This window comes from Nocardia farcinica (assembly GCF_001182745.1).
GTDB lineage: Bacteria > Actinomycetota > Actinomycetes > Mycobacteriales > Mycobacteriaceae > Nocardia > Nocardia farcinica.
The window spans coordinates 822,765-839,283 of record NZ_LN868938.1 but is presented as its reverse complement, the minus strand read 5'-3'; the positions used below and the strand labels follow the sequence as shown (position 1 = coordinate 839,283).

Sequence of the window (16,519 nt, the reverse complement as noted above, 5' to 3'; positions counted from 1 at the left end):
TCACCGATGCCCGTACCCATCCTCAAGCAAGGCACCTATCTGATCGCGTCGGTCCAATCCGCATTGACCGACGCGGACACCGAGCGCCTACAGGACGACCTGATGAAACAGGTCAGCAAATACCGGGCGCACGGCATCATCGTCGACGTCACCGCGATCGATGTGATGGACTCCTTCGCCGCGCGGTCGCTGCGCACCATCGCGCACATGACGCAGTTGCGCGGCGCGGAGACCGTCATCGTCGGGCTGCAACCCGAAGTCGCCTTCGCCATGGTGCAACTCGGACTCACCTTCGAGGACATGCACACCGCCCTCGACCTCGAGGAGGGGCTGGCGTGGCTGGAGCGCAAGTCCGCCAGACGTCGCCAGCGAGATGGTCGTGACAGTGGCCGCTGAGAACGTCGTGATCGTGGTCAAGATGTCGGAGGACATCGTGACCGCTCGGCAGGCCGGACGGGAGCTGGCGGCCGAACTCGGCTTCTCCCTCACCGACCGCACCATGATCTCGACGGCCATCTCCGAAATCGCCCGCAACATCACCAGTTACGCAGGAACCGGCGAGATCCGCCTGCTCGTGGACGACCGCGAGGGCAGGCGGGCGCTGATCGTGCAGGCCGAGGACCAGGGCCCTGGCATCCGCGACATCGCCCGCGCGCTCGAGGACGGTTACTCCACCGGACGCGGCCTCGGCCTGGGCCTGCCCGGTGCGCGCCGCCTGATGGACCGGCTCACCATCGATTCCGCGCCCGGTCGCGGCACGTTGGTGGAGATGTGGAAGTGGGTACCCAACGGTGCATGAGGACGGGCTCATCGGCCGGGTCGAATGGGCGGTGGCCGGTCGGGCACTGCCGGGACAGCAACTCTCGGGCGACCGCGGTGTGGTGCTCGACGCGGGCGGTGGCACCGCGTTGATGGCGGTCATCGACGGACTCGGGCACGGCGCCGCGGCGGCCGACGCCACCGACCGCGCGGTGCGGGTGCTCACCGAGAACCGCGGCGAGCCACTGGATGTGCTCATGGTGCTGTGCCATCGGGCGATGTCGGATACCCGGGGCGCGGCGGTGTCGCTGGCGCTCTTCGACGAGGACGCGATCCACTGGCTCGGCGTCGGCAATGTCGAATCCCGGGTGCTCACCGCGGGTCCGGCCGGGCTGGCGGTGCGCGCGACCGCGCTGCTGACCGGCGGCATCGTCGGCTATCGACTGCCGCCCACGCTGCAACCGCAGACCGTGCGGGTGCGGGCGGGTGATCTGTTGCTGATGGCCACCGACGGCATCGTGGCCGAGGCGGCCGAGGGCATCGACCTGGCCAAGTCCACCGCCGACATCACCGGCGACCTGCTGGCCCGCTACGCCAAGGACACCGACGACGCGCTCGTGCTGGCCGCGCGCAGTCGCGGCAGCAGCAACGGCGGCGGTGGCTTCCGATGAGCGAGGCGCTGCCCGGCTTTCTCGACGACTACACCGAAGCGCTTCGGCGGCACCTGGATTCGCCCACCCACGACACCCTCACCGAGGGCTACGACCTGGGCAGGCGGGCGCTGGTGGAGGGCATCAGCCTGCTCGACCTCACCGAACACCACTTCCGGCTGGCCGCCGAGGCCGAACGCGCCGCCGCCGATCCGCGCGTCGCCGAGACCGCACTGGAGTTCCTGCTGCAGACGCTGGCCGCGCTCGACATCGCCACCCGCGGCTACCTCGACGGCACCCGCCGCTACGAACAGCAGCGCTCCCGCGCCGACGACCTGGCCGGCCGCGACGCCTTCCGCACCGCCCTGGTCGAGTCGTTGCAGGACGGCTTCTTCGTCGCCGACGCCACCGGCGCCATCATCGAAGTGAACTCGGCCTTCGGCGCGCTCACCGGCTACGGGGCCGCCGGGCTGCCCTATCCACTGCCGCACCCGTGGTCGCTGCCGGACGGGCCGCGCTACCCCGACCTGGGCACCGAGGCCTCCCGGTTCGTGCTGCCGATCCGGCACCGCGACGGACGCAGGCTGTGGCTGGCGGTGAGCACCAGCGCGCTGGTCAAGCCGGAGAACAACGAGCTGGTCTACGTCGGCACCATCCGCGACGTCACCGCCGAACACGACGCGCAGGCCCGGGACCAGGCCGCCTCCCGGCTGGCGACCGCGGTCGGCGCGGCGACCACGGTGGTGGAGGTGCTCTCGGTCGGGCTGGACGAACTGCGCGGCACCGTCGGCGCGGAAGCCGCCGTCGTGATGGTCTGGCCCACCCGCAACGGGGCGCCCGAGGTGTATGTCTCCGGGGAGGCGGGTGCCGACGCCGCCGACGACACCACCCGTCGGTTGCTCGACCGTGCCCGCCGCCGACCACCGCGCAGCCTGTCGGCCATCCCCGAACAGGCCGACAGCTCCGAGGGGATCGTGGCGCCGCTGGGCGAAACCGGCGATGCCGCACTGTGGTTGCGTTTCGCCGCGCCGCGCGCGATCAGCAGCGCGGACTGGACGTTGTTCTCCCTGCTGATCGGTCATCTCAGCGTCGCGGTGCAGCGGGCACGCAACTTCGATCAGGCCCGCGCCACCTCGCTGACACTCCAGCGGGCGATGCTCGGCCCGATCGAGCTGCCGCCCCGGTTCTCGGTGCACTACGAGCCCGCGCTGCCGCCGCTCGAGATCGGCGGCGACTGGTACGACGTGGTGCCGTTGCGCGACGGCACCATCGGCGTGGTCGTCGGCGACTGTGTCGGGCGCGGGCTGTCGGCGGCGGTGGTGATGGGCCAGCTGCGCACCGCGGGCCGTGCTCTGCTGCTGCGCGGGGCCGGGCCCGCCCAACTGCTGGCCGAACTCGACACCGTCGCCGCGCGTATTCCGGGGGCCATGTGCACGACCGCCTGTGTGGCCGTGTTGGATCCGGTGCGCGGCATCGTCCGCTACAGCAGCGCCGGGCACATGCCGCCGATCCTGGCCGAGGTGGGCAAGCCCGGCAGGTTGCTCGAAGGCGGCCGTTCGGTGCCGCTGGCGACCTTCGAGATGCCGCGCCGCCCCGAGGCCACCACCGCCCTGGCGCCGGGCTCGACGCTGGTGTTGTTCACCGACGGCCTGGTCGAACAGCGCGGCGTCGACATCGACGAGGGCTTCGCCAAGATCTGCGCGGTGCTGGCCGACACCGGCGGCAGGCTGCCGCGCGAGGTCGCCGACGCGGTGCTGCGGGAACTCAGCCCGGCCGCCGGATACGACGACGACGTCGCCATGGTGGTCTACCGGCAACCGCCCGCGCCACTGCACCTGCGGGTGCCCGCCGAGGCCACCCGGCTCTCGGCGCTGCGCCGCACCCTCCAGGCGTGGTTCTCCGCCGCCGCCGTCCCGCACGACCTGGCCGCCGACCTGGTGGCCGCGGCGAACGAGGCGTGCAGCAACAGCATCGAACACGCCTACCGCGCCGCCGCCGACAGCGGCGAGGTGGTCGATCTGGCGGCCCGGATCGAACTCGACCCCGACGGTGACACCGAACGTCTCGTCATCGAGGTCGTCGACACCGGCACCTGGCAGCCCCGCTCCCCCGACCCCGGCTACCGCGGCCGCGGTCTGGACATGATGCGCGCGCTCACCGAGGAACTCGACATCGACCATTCCGGCCCGGGCACCCGCGTCCGCATGTCGGTGACGCTGCCCGCGATCAAATCACCGGTGGCGAACCCGCTGCGCGGCACCCAGCGCCGCTCCGGCTGACCGCGCTCAGGGCCGCGCGGCCTCCGCGAGCCCGAACTGCGCGCACACCAACAGCGCGAGTTCGAGTTCGAGCCGATTGACCGTGAGCGAATGTCCCAGCAGCTCTTCGGCTTTGCGGACCCGGTAGTGCACGGTGTTCTTGTGCACGTGCATGCGGGCGGCGGCGTCGGTGAGCGAGCCGCGCGCGTCCAGGTAGACCTGCGCGGTGTCGCGCAGCCGCGCGGTGGATTCGTCGTCGCGCATGAGATCGCCGAGCACGCGCTGCGCCCACGCCTTCACCTCCGGCAGCCGGTCGAGCAACAGCGAGGCCACCGAGACCCGCGAGTACAACGTCAGTTCTCGCGCGCGCGGCGCCGCCACCGCGACCGCCCGGGCGGCGCTCGCGTCGAGGAAGGTGCGGCGGAAGCCCGCCAGCCCCGAATCGCGCTCCCCCACCGCCATGCGCAGTCCGGGATGTCTGCGCAGGCTCGCTTCCAGTGCGTCGACGTCGAGCACCGGTTTGCCCGCCGAGGAGATCCAGGCCCAGCAGTTGTGCTCGTCGACCAGGATCGTCAGCGGGCGTTTGCCGGTCGCGGCGGACAGCAGTTCCACCCCGGCGCGCAGCAGGGTGTCGGAGGCCGCGGTGCCCGGCGGGGTCCAGATGATGGCGGCCAGATGCCAACCGCGCAGCGAGGTTCCGAGCATCTGCTCGGCCGAGGCCAGGTCCAGGCCCTCGCCGTCGAGGACGGCCCGGACCTGCGCGGCGCGGGTGGCGTCGGAGCGGGCGTCCCAGCGCTGCCGTTCGTTCTCGTAGATGTCGATGACGCCCTCGAGCACCCGGTCGATGTAGCGGTTGACCATCTCGGCGATGTGGCTCGTGGTCGCCAGGGCCAGTTCGGCGGAGGGCCCCAGCTCGCCGAGCGCGGTGATCGCCCGTTGCAGAAACATGTGCTCGCCCAGGCGATACGCCCGCACCAGCGCCTCCAAGGACATGCCGTGCTGGGCGAAGCGGCGCGCGTATTCGGCGGCCGCCGGCGGCACGGACACCTCGTCGAAGGAGATGCTCAGCGCCAGCAGATCCATGATGGCCGAGAGGTTTCCGCCGGTGCTGGCCACCATCAGCCTGCGCACCTCGTCGTCGTGGCGGAATTCCGGGATCATCTCGACGAACATGCCGGTCATCTCGTCGAGCAGCCGGGGGTAATCGGCGTGCACGCGCTCGGCGACCGCGCGCACGAGCGGTTCGACCTCGACTGTCATGCCGGGGACCATACCCCGGCCGCGGGCCGCTTCCCGCCGGTCCGGCGGGCTTTTGTGCCGGTGGCACAGCGGCGGCCCGATTTTCTGGGGCGGCGGCCCGTAGCCGCCACTGCTCCCATTCCCTACCTTTGCACTGTAATCCACATCACAACGCCTTTCCCGAATGGTGAGGAACCAGTGCGAAACGTCATCGACATTCCCGCCGAGCGCGCGCGGACCAATCCCTGCGGACCGTGCGTGAGCGACGAACGCGAAGAACTCGACAACGCGGAATTCGCGCGTCGCGTCGACACCGCCGCCGCCGTGCTGCATTCGCGGGGAATCCGGAAAGGCGACGTGGTCGCCGTCGTGCTGCCCAATCGCGTCGAATTGGTCGTGCTGTTGTTCGCGGCGTGGCGGCTGGGCGCCGCGGTGACCCCGGTGCGGCCCGACGCGACCGAGGACGAACTGCGCTACCAGATCCTCGATGCCGGCGCCCGCGTGGTCGTCGCCGAGGACGGGCGCGACCCCGGCTTCCTCGATGTGGCGCGGGTGGCCGGACCGGACGCCGACGCCGACGTCCCGGCGCCCTCGGCGGCCGCCGACCCGCACGCCACCGCCCTGATCATCTACACCAGCGGCACGACCGGCAGGCCCAAGGGCGTCGTGCTCGACCACGCCAACATCGCGGCCATGTGCGCGATGATCGTGGACGCGCTCGGCCTGGACGAGACCGACCACAGCCTGCTGGTGCTGCCGCTGTTCCACGTCAACGGCATCGTGGTGAGCATCCTGTCGCCGCTGCTCACCGGCGGGCGCGCGACCATCGCGGGCCGCTTCTCCGCCTCGGCGTTCTTCCCGCTGGTCGAACGGGTGCGGCCGACCTATTTCTCGGCGGTACCCGCCATCTACGCCATGCTGGTCGCCCAGCCGGCCGAGGTGCGGCCCGACACCTCCTCGCTGCGACGCGCGATCTGCGGCGCCGCGCCCATGCCCGCCGAACTCATCGCCCGGTTCGAGACCCGCTTCGGCGTGCCGATCGTCGAGGGATACGGCCTGTCCGAGGGCACCTGCGCCTCGACCATCAACCCGCCCGCCGGCCCGCGCAAGCCCGGCACCGTCGGCGTGCCGCTGCCGGGGCAGACGGTGGCGATCATGGGTGCCGACGGCGCGCTGCTCGCGCCCGGCGCACGCGGCGAGGTGGTGATCCGCGGCGCCAACGTGATGCGCGGCTACCTCGGCAAACCGGAAGCCACCGCCGCGACGGTGGTCGACGGCTGGCTGCACACCGGCGACGTCGGCTACTTCGACCCCGACGGCTATCTCGTGCTGGTGGACCGGATCAAGGACATGATCATCCGCGGCGGGGAGAACATCTACCCCAAGGAGATCGAGAACGTCCTGCACAGCCATCCGGCGGTGCTGGAGTCGGCGGTCGTCGGCGCACCGGACCCGGTGCTCGGCGAGGTACCCGTCGCCCACGTGGTGACCATGCCCGGGACCGACGTGAGCGAGGCCGAGCTGGTCGCGCACTGCCGCCACAGCCTGGCCCGCGACAAGGTCCCGGTCGCGGTACGCATCACCGACGCGCTGCCGCGCAACGCGGTCGGAAAAATCGACAAGAAGGCGCTGCGCGCGATTTCCGCGGCCGCCTGACCGACAATTCCTTTCCATTTCCTCCGCTTACGGGTGCGGCTCCCGCGCGCCCGAATTCACCTCAGAAAGGGGTGCGTCCCGTGGGATTCAAAACAGGCGATTTCCCGCCCGTCGACGTGGACACATTTCTCGACCGGCCGCTCGCGGAGCGCATGAAAACGCTCGCGCTGCACTGGGTGGAATACGGGTTCGGCAGTCCGCGCATGATCCACACCGTCTACATCGTCAAACTGCTGGTGCTCTACGCGCTCGGCGGTGTGGTGGTCGCGACGGTCACCTCCGGCGTCGGCCCGTTCTGGGCGGTGGGCGACTGGTGGAACGAGCCGATCGTCTACCAGAAACTCGTGCTGTGGACGGTACTGCTCGAGGCCGTCGGGGTCGCCGGGTCCTGGGGTCCGCTGGCCGGCAAGTTCAAGCCGATGACCGGCGGCATCCTGTTCTGGGCCCGGCCGGGCACCATCCGGCTGCGGCCGTGGCGGTGGCTGCCCGGCACCGCCGGAGACACCAGGACGATCGGCGACGTGGCGCTGTATGTGGCGTTCCTGGCCGGCCTGCTGGTCGCGATCCTCGCACCCGGCGCGCCGAGCGCGTCGCTGAGCGCCGCCCTGCCCGACAACACCTCCGGGCTGATCGACCCGCGGCTGCTGATCGCGCCGATCGTGCTGTACGTGCTGTGCGGCCTGCGGGACAAGACGATCTTCCTGGCCGCGCGCGGCGAACAGTACCTGCCCGCGCTGCTGTTCTTCGCCACCCTGCCCTTCGTGGACATGATCGTCGCCGCCAAGCTGCTCATCTGCGCGGTGTGGATCGGCGCGGGGGTCTCCAAGTTCGGCAGGCATTTCGCCAACGTGGTACCGCCGATGGTGTCCAACAGCCCGAGCATCCCCTCCAAGTGGGCCAAGCGCCTGAACTACCGGGATTTCCCGCGCGACCTGCGCCCCTCGCGGGTGGCCGCGTTCTTGGCGCACGTGGGCGGCACGACGGTGGAGATCATCACGCCGCTGGTGCTGCTGTTCTCGACGAACCACGCCCTCACCCTCGCCGGGGTGGTGCTGATGGTGGTGTTCCACTTCTTCATCACCTCCACCTTCCCGCTGGCCGTGCCGCTGGAGTGGAACATCCTGTTCGCCTACCTCACGGTGTTCCTGTTCCTGGGCTTCCCCGTCACCGCGGGCTACGGGGTGGGCGACATGTCCTCGCCGTGGTTGACGCTCGGAATCGTCGCGGCGCTGGCGTTCTTCCCGGTGCTGGGCAACCTGCGCCCGGACCTGGTGTCGTTCCTGCCCTCGATGCGGCAGTACGCGGGCAACTGGGCCTCGGCGCTGTGGGCCTTCGCCCCGGGCGCGGAGGCGAAGCTGAACACGCTCCCGCACCGGCCGACCGTCAACCAGCTCGAGCAGTTGCGGGCGATGGGCTACGACCCCGCCGTCGCCGAGATCACCCTCCAGCAGACCATCGCCTGGCGCTCCATGCACAGCCAGGGCCGCGGCCTGTTCTCGGTGCTCTACCGCCACATCCCGGATCTGGACCGCTGGACGGTGCGCGAGGCCGAGTTCGGCTGCAACTCGATCATCGGGTTCAACTTCGGTGACGGCCACCTGCACGACCACACCTTCGTCCAGGCCGTGCAGTCGCGGGTGGGATTCGAGCCGGGCGAGTGGATCATCGTCTGGGTGGAGTCGCAGCCGATCCACCGCGGCGTCCAGCGCTACCAGGTGATCGATGCGGCGCTGGGTGTCATCGAGCGGGGCAGCTGGCGGGTGGCCGACGCGGTCGACGCCCAGCCGTGGCTGCCGGACGGGCCCATCCCGACCGAGGTGAGCTGGCGCAGGGACGACGCCGAACGCACTGTCCCCCAGCCGGACCGCACGCCCACCCCGCAGCCCGCGCGCTGACCAGAACACGGAACGGAGAGTCGAGATGAGCACAGCGGTCGTGGTCGGCAGCGGCCCGAACGGCCTGGCGGGAGCGATCGTCCTGGCCCGCGCCGGACTGTCGGTGACCGTGCTGGAAGCGGCGCCGCGCCTCGGCGGCGGCGCCCGCTCCCGGGAGGCGATCGTGCCCGGCCTGCTGCACGACGAGTGCTCGGCCATCCACCCGATGGCCGTCGGCTCTCCGTTCCTGCGCGACCTCGAGCTGGACCGGTACGGGCTGCGCTGGGCCTGGCCCGAGCTCGACTGCGTGCACCCGCTCGACGACGGCAGCGCGGGCGTGCTGCACCGCGACGTCGCCGCCACCGCCGCCGGACTCGGCACCGACGGCCGCGCCTGGCGCGCGCTGTTCGGCGCGACCGCGGCAGGCTTCGAACACACCGTCACCGATGTCATGGGACCGCTGCTGCGCCTCCCCGACCACCCGATCCGCCTGGCCCGCTTCGGAATTCCCGCACTCGCCCCCGCCGACCTGCTCGCGAAGGTCTTCCGCACCCCGCAGGCACGGGCCCTGTTCGGCGGGGTCGCCGCGCACGCCTTCCACCCGCTGCACCGCCCCCTGAGCGCCAGCATCGGACTCGGCATCCTCACCGCGGGCCACGCGTACGGCTGGGCGGTCGCCGAAGGCGGCTCGCAATCCATCGTCGAGGCGATGGCGAGCCTGCTCGACAAGCTCGGCGGCACCGTCGAGACCGGCACACCGGTGCGCAGCGCCGCCGACCTACCGCCCGCCGACATCGTGCTCTGGGACCTCGCCCCCACCGCCGTCGCCGACATCATGGGCGAGCGCCTCCCCCACCGGATCGCCACGGCCTACCGGCGCTTCCGCTACGGACCCGGCGCCTTCAAGGTCGACTTCGCGGTGGCCGAGGGCATCCCGTGGACCGCCCCCGCCGCCCGCCGCGCCGGAACCGTGCACCTCGGCGGCGACTACGCCGAGATCGCCGCCGGCGAGCGCGCCGTGCACGCCGGACGCATGCCCGACCGCCCGTTCGTGCTCGTCGGGCAGCAGTACCTCGCCGACCCGCACCGCTCGGTCGGTGACATCCACCCGATCTGGGCCTACGCGCACGTCCCGCACGGCTACACCGGCGACGCCACCGCCGCCGTCATCGCCCAGATCGAACGCTTCGCCCCCGGCTTCCGCGAGCGCATCCTCGGCACCGAGACCCGCACCACCACCGGCTTCGCCGACTACAACCCCAACTACGTCGGCGGCAACATCATGACCGGCGCCAAGGACATCCGCCAGCTCGTCTTCGGCCCCCGCCCCACCCTGCACCCCTACGACCTCGGCATCCCCGGCCACTACCTGTGCTCGGCCGCCACCCCACCCGGCCCGGGAGCACACGGCATGTGCGGAGCCAACGCCGCCGAACGAGCCCTGCGCCGCCTGCGGTGAGGGCACTCGCCTGCCGATTTCCGCTCGGCCAACGCGGATCAGCTCGCCAGGTCGAGAAGCTCGAGCAGATCGCGCGCGGGTGTCTCCTCGGCGGCAACGACCTCCGCGCACATCCGGTCAGGCGAAGCGGCGAATGAACGCCAACGCCGTCTCGGCCACCGTCGGCCACCCGCTGTCGATGGTGAGCGAATGTCCGCGCCCGGGGATCTCGACGAACTCGGTGATCCCCGGGTTGGCACGCTGCTTGTCGTAGGCGGCTTTCGAGATGGCGTGCGGCACGGTGGTATCGCGGTCACCGGAGACGATCAACAGCGGGCCGCGGTCGGGATTGTGGGTGTCGACCTTGGTCTCCGACCACGGATTCAGGTTCGCGGCCGCGGCCTGGAACAGCGGAGCGCCGGGCGCGGGCACCGCGAAATTCTCGAACAGTTCCTTCGCTTCGGCCTCGTCGACGGCGTTGGCGAAGGCGTAACGGAACTGCTCATAGGTCAGCGGGACCGCGCGGTGCCGGTTGGCGGGGTTGCCCAGCACCGGCGCGGCGGCGCGCAAGGAACTGATCGGCAACGGCAGCACCCCGCGGAACGGGGCGGCGTCGATGGCGACGGTGGCCGCCGACAGCCCGCGGCCGGCGACGATCTGGGCGAGCAGGCCGCCGAAGGAGTGGCCGACCACGGCGGGTGTGCGGTCGAGGCGTTCGATCACCGCGGCGAAGTGGTCGGCGACCTGCCCGACCGTCTTGCCGGCGAACACCTCCGGGTGCGCTCGGGCGGCCTCGACGGTGTCGGGGTCGTCCGGCCATCCGGCGGTCACCGGCGCGTACCCGGCCGCGGCGAACAACTCGGCCCAGCGATCCCAGCTGCGGGCCAGCAGCCACAACCCGTGGATGAAGACCACCGGGGTGTTGCCGCTGTCGTTCGCGCGCGCGATCTGGTCGAGGGTGTGCTGACTCATGCTGTGCCCCAGGTCGTTCCGGTTCATCGTCGCGCCGCCTCCGCGATCACGTCGGCGACCGCGCCGGGGGCCGAGACCAGGCAGGCGTGCGAGGCCGCGACCTCGCTGACCACGGCACCCATGCGCGCGGCCATCGCCCGCTGGGACGCGGGCGGTATGACGCGATCCTCGGCGGCCACCACGTACCAGGTGGGCGTGGTCGTCCAGGACGCCGGGCCGGACGGTTCGAGGTTGGCGGTGAGCGCCAGGGTGCGCTGGTGGGTGATCATGTCGGCCGCCGTCGCCTCGTCGACGTCCTGCGCGAACACTTCGTGGAAACGGGCGGGGTCGACGTAGGCTTCGAGTCCGCCGTCGCGGGCGGTGACCGCCAGAGCCGGCGGCAGCAGGCGGCTGCCGGGATAGCGGATCGGGTCGAGGGCCAGCTGGGTGGGCTCACCCTCCTGCGGGGCGAACGCCGCGACGTACACGAGCGCGGTCACGTCGGGGTCGGCGACATTGGTCACCACGGCGCCGCCGTAGGAGTGGCCCACCAGCACGATCGGCCCGTCGATGGCGTCGAGCACCCGCTCGATCGCGGCGGCGTCGGACGCCGGGCCGCGCAGCGGATTGTCCGGACGACCACGCGGAACCCGTCGGCGCGCAGGTCGGCGGCCACGCCGTCCCAGCTCGTGGGGTCGGCGAAGGCGCCGTGCACGAGGACCACCGTCGGTGGTTCGGCCGCGGCGGTGGCGGGCAGCAGTGCGGGCGCGGCGAGCACCGCGCACAGGGCGAGGGAGCGGAACAGTGCTGTCTGGGGCATGATCTCGGCCGATCGATCGTGCGGCGCCGGGCCGCGGGGGCGTTCGATATCAGTGTTCGCGACCCCGGCACCGGGGCGCCCCGCCCGTGCGGCCACAAACCCCTACATTTCAGACGCGCGTGGTGTCCCGGTCCGGCGCAGTCGTGCGGAAGCGCTGTTGGTACTTCTTCGGCGACACCCCGAGGCGGGCGACGAACGCGCGCCGCATCGCCTCGCTGCTGCCGTATCCGGCCAGCAGCGCCGCCTCGGTCACGGAGTGCCCGGCGTCGAGTTTGTCCCGCGCGAAGGCGAACCGGACGTGCGCGACGTATTCGGCCGGTGAGCTGTCCAGCTCCTCCCGGAACAGCCGGGTCAGGTGCCGGGTGCTCACCCGCGCGTGCGCGGCCAGCATCTGCACCGGGTACGGGCGGGCGGGGTCGGCGTAGATGAGATCGGTCAGCTCGCGCACCAGCGCACTGCGCGGCACGGGACCGGTCAACGCCGCCGAGAACTGCGATTGGCCCCCGGCACGCTGCATGAACACCAGCAGCGACTGCGCGACCCGCCGGGCGACCGCGGCGCCGTGGTCCTCCTCGACGAGGGCGAGCGCGAGATCGATACCGGCCGCCACGCCCGCCGAGGAATACACCCGCCCGTCGCGTACGAAGATCGCGTCCGGTTCGACGCGGACGCGCGGGTACCGGGCGGCAAGATCGCGGGTGAACTTCCAGTGCGTGGTCGCGCGCCTGCCGTCCAGCACACCGAGTTCGGCCAGCACGAACGCGCCGCTGCAGATGGAGGCGAGCCGGCGGGTGCGGGCGGCCAGGTGCGCGGTCGCGGCCAGCACCTCGGGGGTGACGAACCGGGCGGGCGGTTGCTCGCTGCCGGGGATCACCACCGTGTCCAGGTCGTGCGCGGCCAGCGCCGAACCGGTCACACCCACCTGGGTTCCGATCGAGGTGTGCACGGGCGCACCGTCCGGCGACAGCATCACCACGTCGTAGCCCGGCACCGACTGGTTGGCCTCCACGAAAACCTCGGCGGGACCGGCGAAATCGAGCATCTTCACCCCGTCGAACACCAGCACCCCGATCCGGCGGCGCCGGGTGAGTTCGGGTCCGGGCCGCAACACCTGCACCGGGATCATCGCGGCGCCTCCCCGCGGTGGGCCTCCCGCCAGGCGCCCGGCGACATGCCGTACTCCTGGCGGAATCGCCGGTTGAAATGGCTGATGTTGGTGAAGCCGACCCGGTGGGCCAGCTCGCCGATCACCGGGTCGGCGACCGCCCCGGCCAGCACGGCGGCCGCCCGGCGCAGACGGCGGCGGATGATCCACTCCGCCACGCCCACGGCACGGCCCGCCGCCGCCCAGTGCGTGTAGAGCTGGCGCAACGACACCTCGTGTGCGGCCGCGATCCGGCGCGGGGTCAACGCGGGATCGTGCAGGTGCGCGTCGATGTAGAGGCTCACGCGCACGACCAGGCTCTCGGCCAGCGCGTCCCGGCCGCGACGATCACCCGCGGCGGTGGCGACCAGCGCCCGCACCAACTGGACGGTGGCCTGACCGACGGCGGCCGCGGCGGTCGCGGGCAGATCGGTCGGGGTGTTGCCGAGTTCGGCGAAATGGGCGCGCACCAGCGGGTAGACCGGACTGGCAGGCAAGCCGGGCGCGGCCGCGCGGAGCACGTCGATCGGCAGGTCGAGCAGAACGGGGTCGAAGATCACCACCTTGTTGTCCGACAGCCGCGACTGCCGGTAGCTGTACGGCCGGGAGGTGTCGAGCAGGGTGATGCGGCCCGGCTCCATCACCCCGCCACCGTCCTCGGCGGTGCTCAGCGCGCCCGACCCGCGCACCGGCATGAAGATCGCGAACTGGTCGGGTGCGCCGCGCGCGACATGGCGGGCGTTGCGCACGATGTGCAAACCGGTGCCGACATTGCGCAACACGTGGATGCCCGGGCCCAGGTCGAGCAGATACATCCGGTGCCGCACGTCCTCGGCGTCGGCGGCATAGCTCACCGCCTGCGGGTTCTCGTTGTCCTCGAACACCGCGTTGAGCGCCGCGACCCGGTCGGCGGGCGCGATGAGATCGCTGTCGTGTACCAGCACCGCCGGGCCTCCTCGTCACTCCGTCCTGCCGAAACAGTAGAGCCGGACGCCCCGGGTCCGCGCGTCCAGCGCACGGAGAGCACAGCGACGCGACCCGCGCACCGGGTCCCCGGCGCGCGGGTCGCGAACACTCACCGCACGGACAGCACAGCGCTCAGGCGGTGCCTGTTCGCCCGACCGGGGCGGCCTCCGTGGTCACACTGCGCTAACACCTCCGGCCGCTGACCCGCTCAGGCGGTGCTCAATTCGCCTGAGCGGGGCGGCCTCCATGGTCACACTGCGCTACCACCTCCGGCCGCTGACCCGCTCAGGCGGCGCTCAATTCGCCTGAGCGGGGCGGCCTCCGTAGTCACACTGCGCTACCACCTCCGGCCGCTGACCCGCTCAGGCGGTGGCCTGCCGCTTGGGCAGCTTCCAGTCCGGGCGCGGGTAGTGGCAGGTGTAGCCGTTGGGGTAGCGCAGCAGGTAGTCCTGGTGCTCGGGCTCGGCCTCCCAGAACTCGCTCGCCGGGGTCACCTCGGTGACGACCTTGCCCGGCCACAGGCCCGAGGCGTCGACGTCGGCGATGGTGTCCTCGGCGACGCGGCGCTGCTCGTCGTCGAGGTAGAAGATCGCCGAGCGGTAGCTCGTGCCGATGTCGTTACCCTGCCGGTCCTTGGTGGTGGGGTCGTGGATCTGGAAGAAGAACTCCAGCAACGCGCGGTAGTCGGTGCGCTCGGGGTCGTAGACGATCTCGACCGCCTCCGCGTGCCCGGGATGGTTGCGGTAGGTGGGATGGTCGTTGCTGCCGCCGGTGTAGCCGACGCGCGTGGACACCACGCCCGGCTGCCTGCGGATCAGGTCCTGCATGCCCCAGAAACACCCACCGGCCAGGATCGCCCTTCGCGTGTCGGTCACATCTCCTCCTCGGGAACCGTTACTCCAAGCTCCCAGTACAACCCGCCCGGCGGCGAGAAAGTTCCTCACGCCCGGCTGAATCGCGCACCCCAGGCCCGGAGCTGTTCGCGCATGATCTCCGGCTCGACGACGGTGAAATCGGCCTCGAGCGTGCCGAGCCCCATGATCGGCCAGTCCAGCGAATCCGAGGTCATGCGCACCCGGCAGCGTCCCGGCTCGATCTCCTCGACCGTGCTCCACCGCCCGATCCGCTCGCGCACCGCCGCGGCGGGCGCCTCGACCACCGCTTCGATCCGATACGAGCGCGGCGCCTGATCCAGGCCCGCCCGGACGAAGGCGGCGGCATCGTCGGCGGGCAGCTCGCGCGGGCGGAAACGGGCGCCGTCGCCGGCGGGCGCGGTCAGGCGGTCCAGGCGGAAGCTGCGCCAGTCGTGGCGGGTCAGGTCGTAGGCCACCAGATACCAGCGCCGGCCCAGGGACACCAGGCGGTGTGGTTCGACGTGCCGCTCGGAGCGGCGACCGTCGGCGGCGGTGTAGGTGAACCGCAGGCGCTCGGTGTCGCGGCAGGCCAGCGCGACGGCGGTGAGCACACCGGGATCGGGACCGCCGCCCGCGGTGCCCCAGGAGGCGGGCACCGTCATCGCCCGCAGCGCATCCACCCGTTTGCGCAATCGCGGCGGCAGCACCTGCACCACCTTGGCCAGCACCCGCACCGAGGATTCGGCGATGCCGTCGACACTGCCGTGCACGGCCGCCTGCATGCCGACCACCAGCGCGACCGCTTCGTCGTCGTCGATCATCAGCGGTGGCAGGGCCGCGCCCGGGGCGAGCTGGTACCCGCCGTCGACCCCGCGCTGCGCCTGCACGGGATAGCCGAGCTCGCGCAGCCGCTCCACGTCGCGGCGCAACGTGCGCGCCGAGACACCCAGCCGCTCGGCGAGTTCCCCGCCCGGCCAGTACTTGTGCGTCTGGAGCAACGACAGCAGCCGCAGGGTCCGAGTACTCGTGTTCGCCATGTTTTTCATTCTGCGCGACATTGCGGACGAAAAGTGACCGCAAAGGGTCCTAGCGTGGTTTGTGCGTCGAAGAACAGACACCGACATCCGAAGGGACCCACCATGAACGCCACCACCTCCGCCGCCGCCGACCGCGTGCTCTCCGGCGAGCGCGCCGACCTGCTGGACATGCTGACCAAGCACCGTTTCTTCCTGCGCCACACGCTGCGCGGCCTCACCGACGAGCAGGCCGGGATGCGCAGCACGGTGAGCGAACTGTGCCTGGGCGGCCTGATCAAGCACGTCGCCTCGGTCGAGCGCGGCTGGGTCGATTTCATCCTCGAGGGCGCCTCGGCGATGAAGAACTTCGAGGACATGACCGAGGCGGATTACGCCGCCCGCGCCGACGAGTTCCGGATGCTGCCGGGCGAGACCGTCGCCGGTGTCCTGGCCGACTACGAAGCGGTGGCCGCCCGCACCGACGAGATCGTCGCGACCGTCGACCTCGACAAGGCCTGGCCGCTGCCCAAGGCGCCGTGGTTCGAGGAGAGCAGCTGGTCGACGCGGCGGGTGCTGATGCACATCATCGCCGAGACCGCGCAGCACGCCGGGCACGCCGACATCCTGCGCGAGGCGATAGACGGCCAGAAGTCCATGGGCTGAGCACCCATCCGGCCTACCCTGGTGGCATGGCCGGTAAGGATGTCGACCGCGTCAGGGCCCGCTCGGCCCTGGCCACGGTCAAGGAAAGTCCCGTCATCACCGCGATCGCGCTCGCACCGGTGGTCGTCGTGCTCGGCGTCGTCTGGTGGCTGACCAACGGCTTCGTGGCGTTGCTGCTGTTGGTCCTGCTCGGCGTCGGCGTCGTGGTGGGCGGGAAACTGCTGCGCTGAG

General features: G+C 71.5%; 15 protein-coding genes and 1 pseudogene. 9 read left to right on the top strand and 7 right to left on the bottom strand.

All coding sequences use genetic code 11. The features are described from left to right. Window positions 1-6 precede the first annotated feature (6 nt). From AMO33_RS04160 to AMO33_RS04145, 4 genes are read left to right on the top strand one after another with little or no spacing between them, the layout of a single operon-like run. Window positions 7-396: an STAS domain-containing protein gene (locus tag AMO33_RS04160; protein WP_011209744.1), complete on the top strand. Its 390-nt coding sequence runs from the start codon at window positions 7-9 to the stop codon at window positions 394-396. Then, window positions 374-799: an ATP-binding protein gene (locus AMO33_RS04155; RefSeq protein ID WP_041560198.1), complete on the top strand. Its 426-nt coding sequence runs from the start codon at window positions 374-376 to the stop codon at window positions 797-799. The genes AMO33_RS04160 and AMO33_RS04155 overlap by 23 nt, the downstream gene beginning before the upstream one ends. Continuing rightward, window positions 792-1,430, top strand: a complete 639-nt coding sequence (locus tag AMO33_RS04150; protein ID WP_011209746.1) for a SpoIIE family protein phosphatase — start codon at window positions 792-794, stop codon at window positions 1,428-1,430. The genes AMO33_RS04155 and AMO33_RS04150 overlap by 8 nt, the downstream gene beginning before the upstream one ends. After that, window positions 1,427-3,688 (top strand): SpoIIE family protein phosphatase, encoded by a 2,262-nt coding sequence (locus AMO33_RS04145; protein ID WP_011209747.1) that lies wholly within the window; start codon window positions 1,427-1,429, stop codon window positions 3,686-3,688. The genes AMO33_RS04150 and AMO33_RS04145 overlap by 4 nt, the downstream gene beginning before the upstream one ends. 6 nt (window positions 3,689-3,694) lie before the next feature. Here AMO33_RS04145 and AMO33_RS04140 read toward each other — a convergent pair whose 3' ends face one another. Next, window positions 3,695-4,927 carry a PucR family transcriptional regulator gene (locus AMO33_RS04140; protein ID WP_060593279.1) on the bottom strand — a complete coding sequence of 411 codons (1,233 nt, stop codon included), beginning with the start codon at window positions 4,925-4,927 and terminating at the stop codon, window positions 3,695-3,697. 177 nt (window positions 4,928-5,104) lie between these two features. Here AMO33_RS04140 and AMO33_RS04135 point away from each other — a divergent pair, with 177 nt between their 5' ends. The 3 genes from AMO33_RS04135 to AMO33_RS04125 all read left to right on the top strand — a co-directional run bounded on the left by AMO33_RS04135 (window position 5,105) and on the right by AMO33_RS04125 (window position 9,895). Further along, window positions 5,105-6,562, top strand: a complete 1,458-nt coding sequence (locus AMO33_RS04135) for a class I adenylate-forming enzyme family protein (RefSeq protein ID WP_060590651.1) — start codon at window positions 5,105-5,107, stop codon at window positions 6,560-6,562. An 80-nt stretch (window positions 6,563-6,642) separates the two neighbouring features. Beyond that, window positions 6,643-8,457: a DUF3556 domain-containing protein gene (locus AMO33_RS04130; RefSeq protein ID WP_060590649.1), complete on the top strand. Its 1,815-nt coding sequence runs from the start codon at window positions 6,643-6,645 to the stop codon at window positions 8,455-8,457. A gap of 25 nt (window positions 8,458-8,482) precedes the next feature. Further along, window positions 8,483-9,895: a phytoene desaturase family protein gene (locus tag AMO33_RS04125; RefSeq protein ID WP_060590647.1), complete on the top strand. Its 1,413-nt coding sequence runs from the start codon at window positions 8,483-8,485 to the stop codon at window positions 9,893-9,895. Window positions 9,896-10,012: 117 nt separating this feature from the next. Here the strand turns inward: AMO33_RS04125 and AMO33_RS04120 are convergent, their stop codons facing one another. From AMO33_RS04120 to AMO33_RS04095, 6 genes and pseudogenes are all read right to left on the bottom strand, one after another. Further along, the gene (locus AMO33_RS04120; RefSeq protein WP_060590644.1) at window positions 10,013-10,873 is read right to left on the bottom strand and encodes an alpha/beta hydrolase; all 861 of its coding nucleotides are present in this window, start codon (window positions 10,871-10,873) and stop codon (window positions 10,013-10,015) included. Further along, window positions 10,870-11,645, bottom strand: a pseudogene (locus AMO33_RS04115) (alpha/beta fold hydrolase). The gene AMO33_RS04120 and the pseudogene AMO33_RS04115 overlap by 4 nt, the downstream one beginning before the upstream one ends. Before the next feature lie 109 nt (window positions 11,646-11,754). Further along, on the bottom strand, window positions 11,755-12,771 hold the full coding sequence (locus tag AMO33_RS04110; protein WP_060590643.1) for a GlxA family transcriptional regulator: 1,017 nt from the start codon (window positions 12,769-12,771) through the stop codon (window positions 11,755-11,757). Then, the gene (locus AMO33_RS04105; protein ID WP_060590641.1) at window positions 12,768-13,733 is read right to left on the bottom strand and encodes a helix-turn-helix domain-containing protein; all 966 of its coding nucleotides are present in this window, start codon (window positions 13,731-13,733) and stop codon (window positions 12,768-12,770) included. Before AMO33_RS04105 ends, AMO33_RS04110 begins: the two co-directional genes overlap by 4 nt. Window positions 13,734-14,117: 384 nt before the next feature. After that, window positions 14,118-14,630: a peptide-methionine (S)-S-oxide reductase MsrA gene (gene msrA, locus AMO33_RS04100; protein WP_060590639.1), complete on the bottom strand. Its 513-nt coding sequence runs from the start codon at window positions 14,628-14,630 to the stop codon at window positions 14,118-14,120. 65 nt (window positions 14,631-14,695) lie between these two features. Next, window positions 14,696-15,646: a helix-turn-helix transcriptional regulator gene (locus tag AMO33_RS04095; protein ID WP_041560200.1), complete on the bottom strand. Its 951-nt coding sequence runs from the start codon at window positions 15,644-15,646 to the stop codon at window positions 14,696-14,698. A 102-nt stretch (window positions 15,647-15,748) separates the two neighbouring features. Here AMO33_RS04095 and AMO33_RS04090 point away from each other — a divergent pair, with 102 nt between their 5' ends. Both AMO33_RS04090 and AMO33_RS04085 read left to right on the top strand, forming a co-directional pair. Next, on the top strand, window positions 15,749-16,288 hold the full coding sequence (locus tag AMO33_RS04090) for a DinB family protein (protein WP_060590637.1): 540 nt from the start codon (window positions 15,749-15,751) through the stop codon (window positions 16,286-16,288). Window positions 16,289-16,314: 26 nt separating this feature from the next. Continuing rightward, window positions 16,315-16,518: a hypothetical protein gene (locus tag AMO33_RS04085; protein WP_011209759.1), complete on the top strand. Its 204-nt coding sequence runs from the start codon at window positions 16,315-16,317 to the stop codon at window positions 16,516-16,518. The last annotated feature ends 1 nt before the right edge of the window (window position 16,519 follow it).

Coding starts and splice junctions, on each gene's coding strand:
- AMO33_RS04160 (WP_011209744.1), top strand. CDS start 7: ATGCCCGTACCCATCCTCAAGCAAGGCACCTATCTGATCGCGTCGGTC.
- AMO33_RS04155 (WP_041560198.1), top strand. CDS start 374: ATGGTCGTGACAGTGGCCGCTGAGAACGTCGTGATCGTGGTCAAGATG.
- AMO33_RS04145 (WP_011209747.1), top strand. CDS start 1,427: ATGAGCGAGGCGCTGCCCGGCTTTCTCGACGACTACACCGAAGCGCTT.
- AMO33_RS04140 (WP_060593279.1), bottom strand. CDS start 4,927: ATGACAGTCGAGGTCGAACCGCTCGTGCGCGCGGTCGCCGAGCGCGTG.
- AMO33_RS04125 (WP_060590647.1), top strand. CDS start 8,483: ATGAGCACAGCGGTCGTGGTCGGCAGCGGCCCGAACGGCCTGGCGGGA.
- AMO33_RS04120 (WP_060590644.1), bottom strand. CDS start 10,873: ATGAACCGGAACGACCTGGGGCACAGCATGAGTCAGCACACCCTCGAC.
- AMO33_RS04110 (WP_060590643.1), bottom strand. CDS start 12,771: ATGATCCCGGTGCAGGTGTTGCGGCCCGGACCCGAACTCACCCGGCGC.
- AMO33_RS04095 (WP_041560200.1), bottom strand. CDS start 15,646: ATGGCGAACACGAGTACTCGGACCCTGCGGCTGCTGTCGTTGCTCCAG.
- AMO33_RS04090 (WP_060590637.1), top strand. CDS start 15,749: ATGAACGCCACCACCTCCGCCGCCGCCGACCGCGTGCTCTCCGGCGAG.
- AMO33_RS04085 (WP_011209759.1), top strand. CDS start 16,315: ATGGCCGGTAAGGATGTCGACCGCGTCAGGGCCCGCTCGGCCCTGGCC.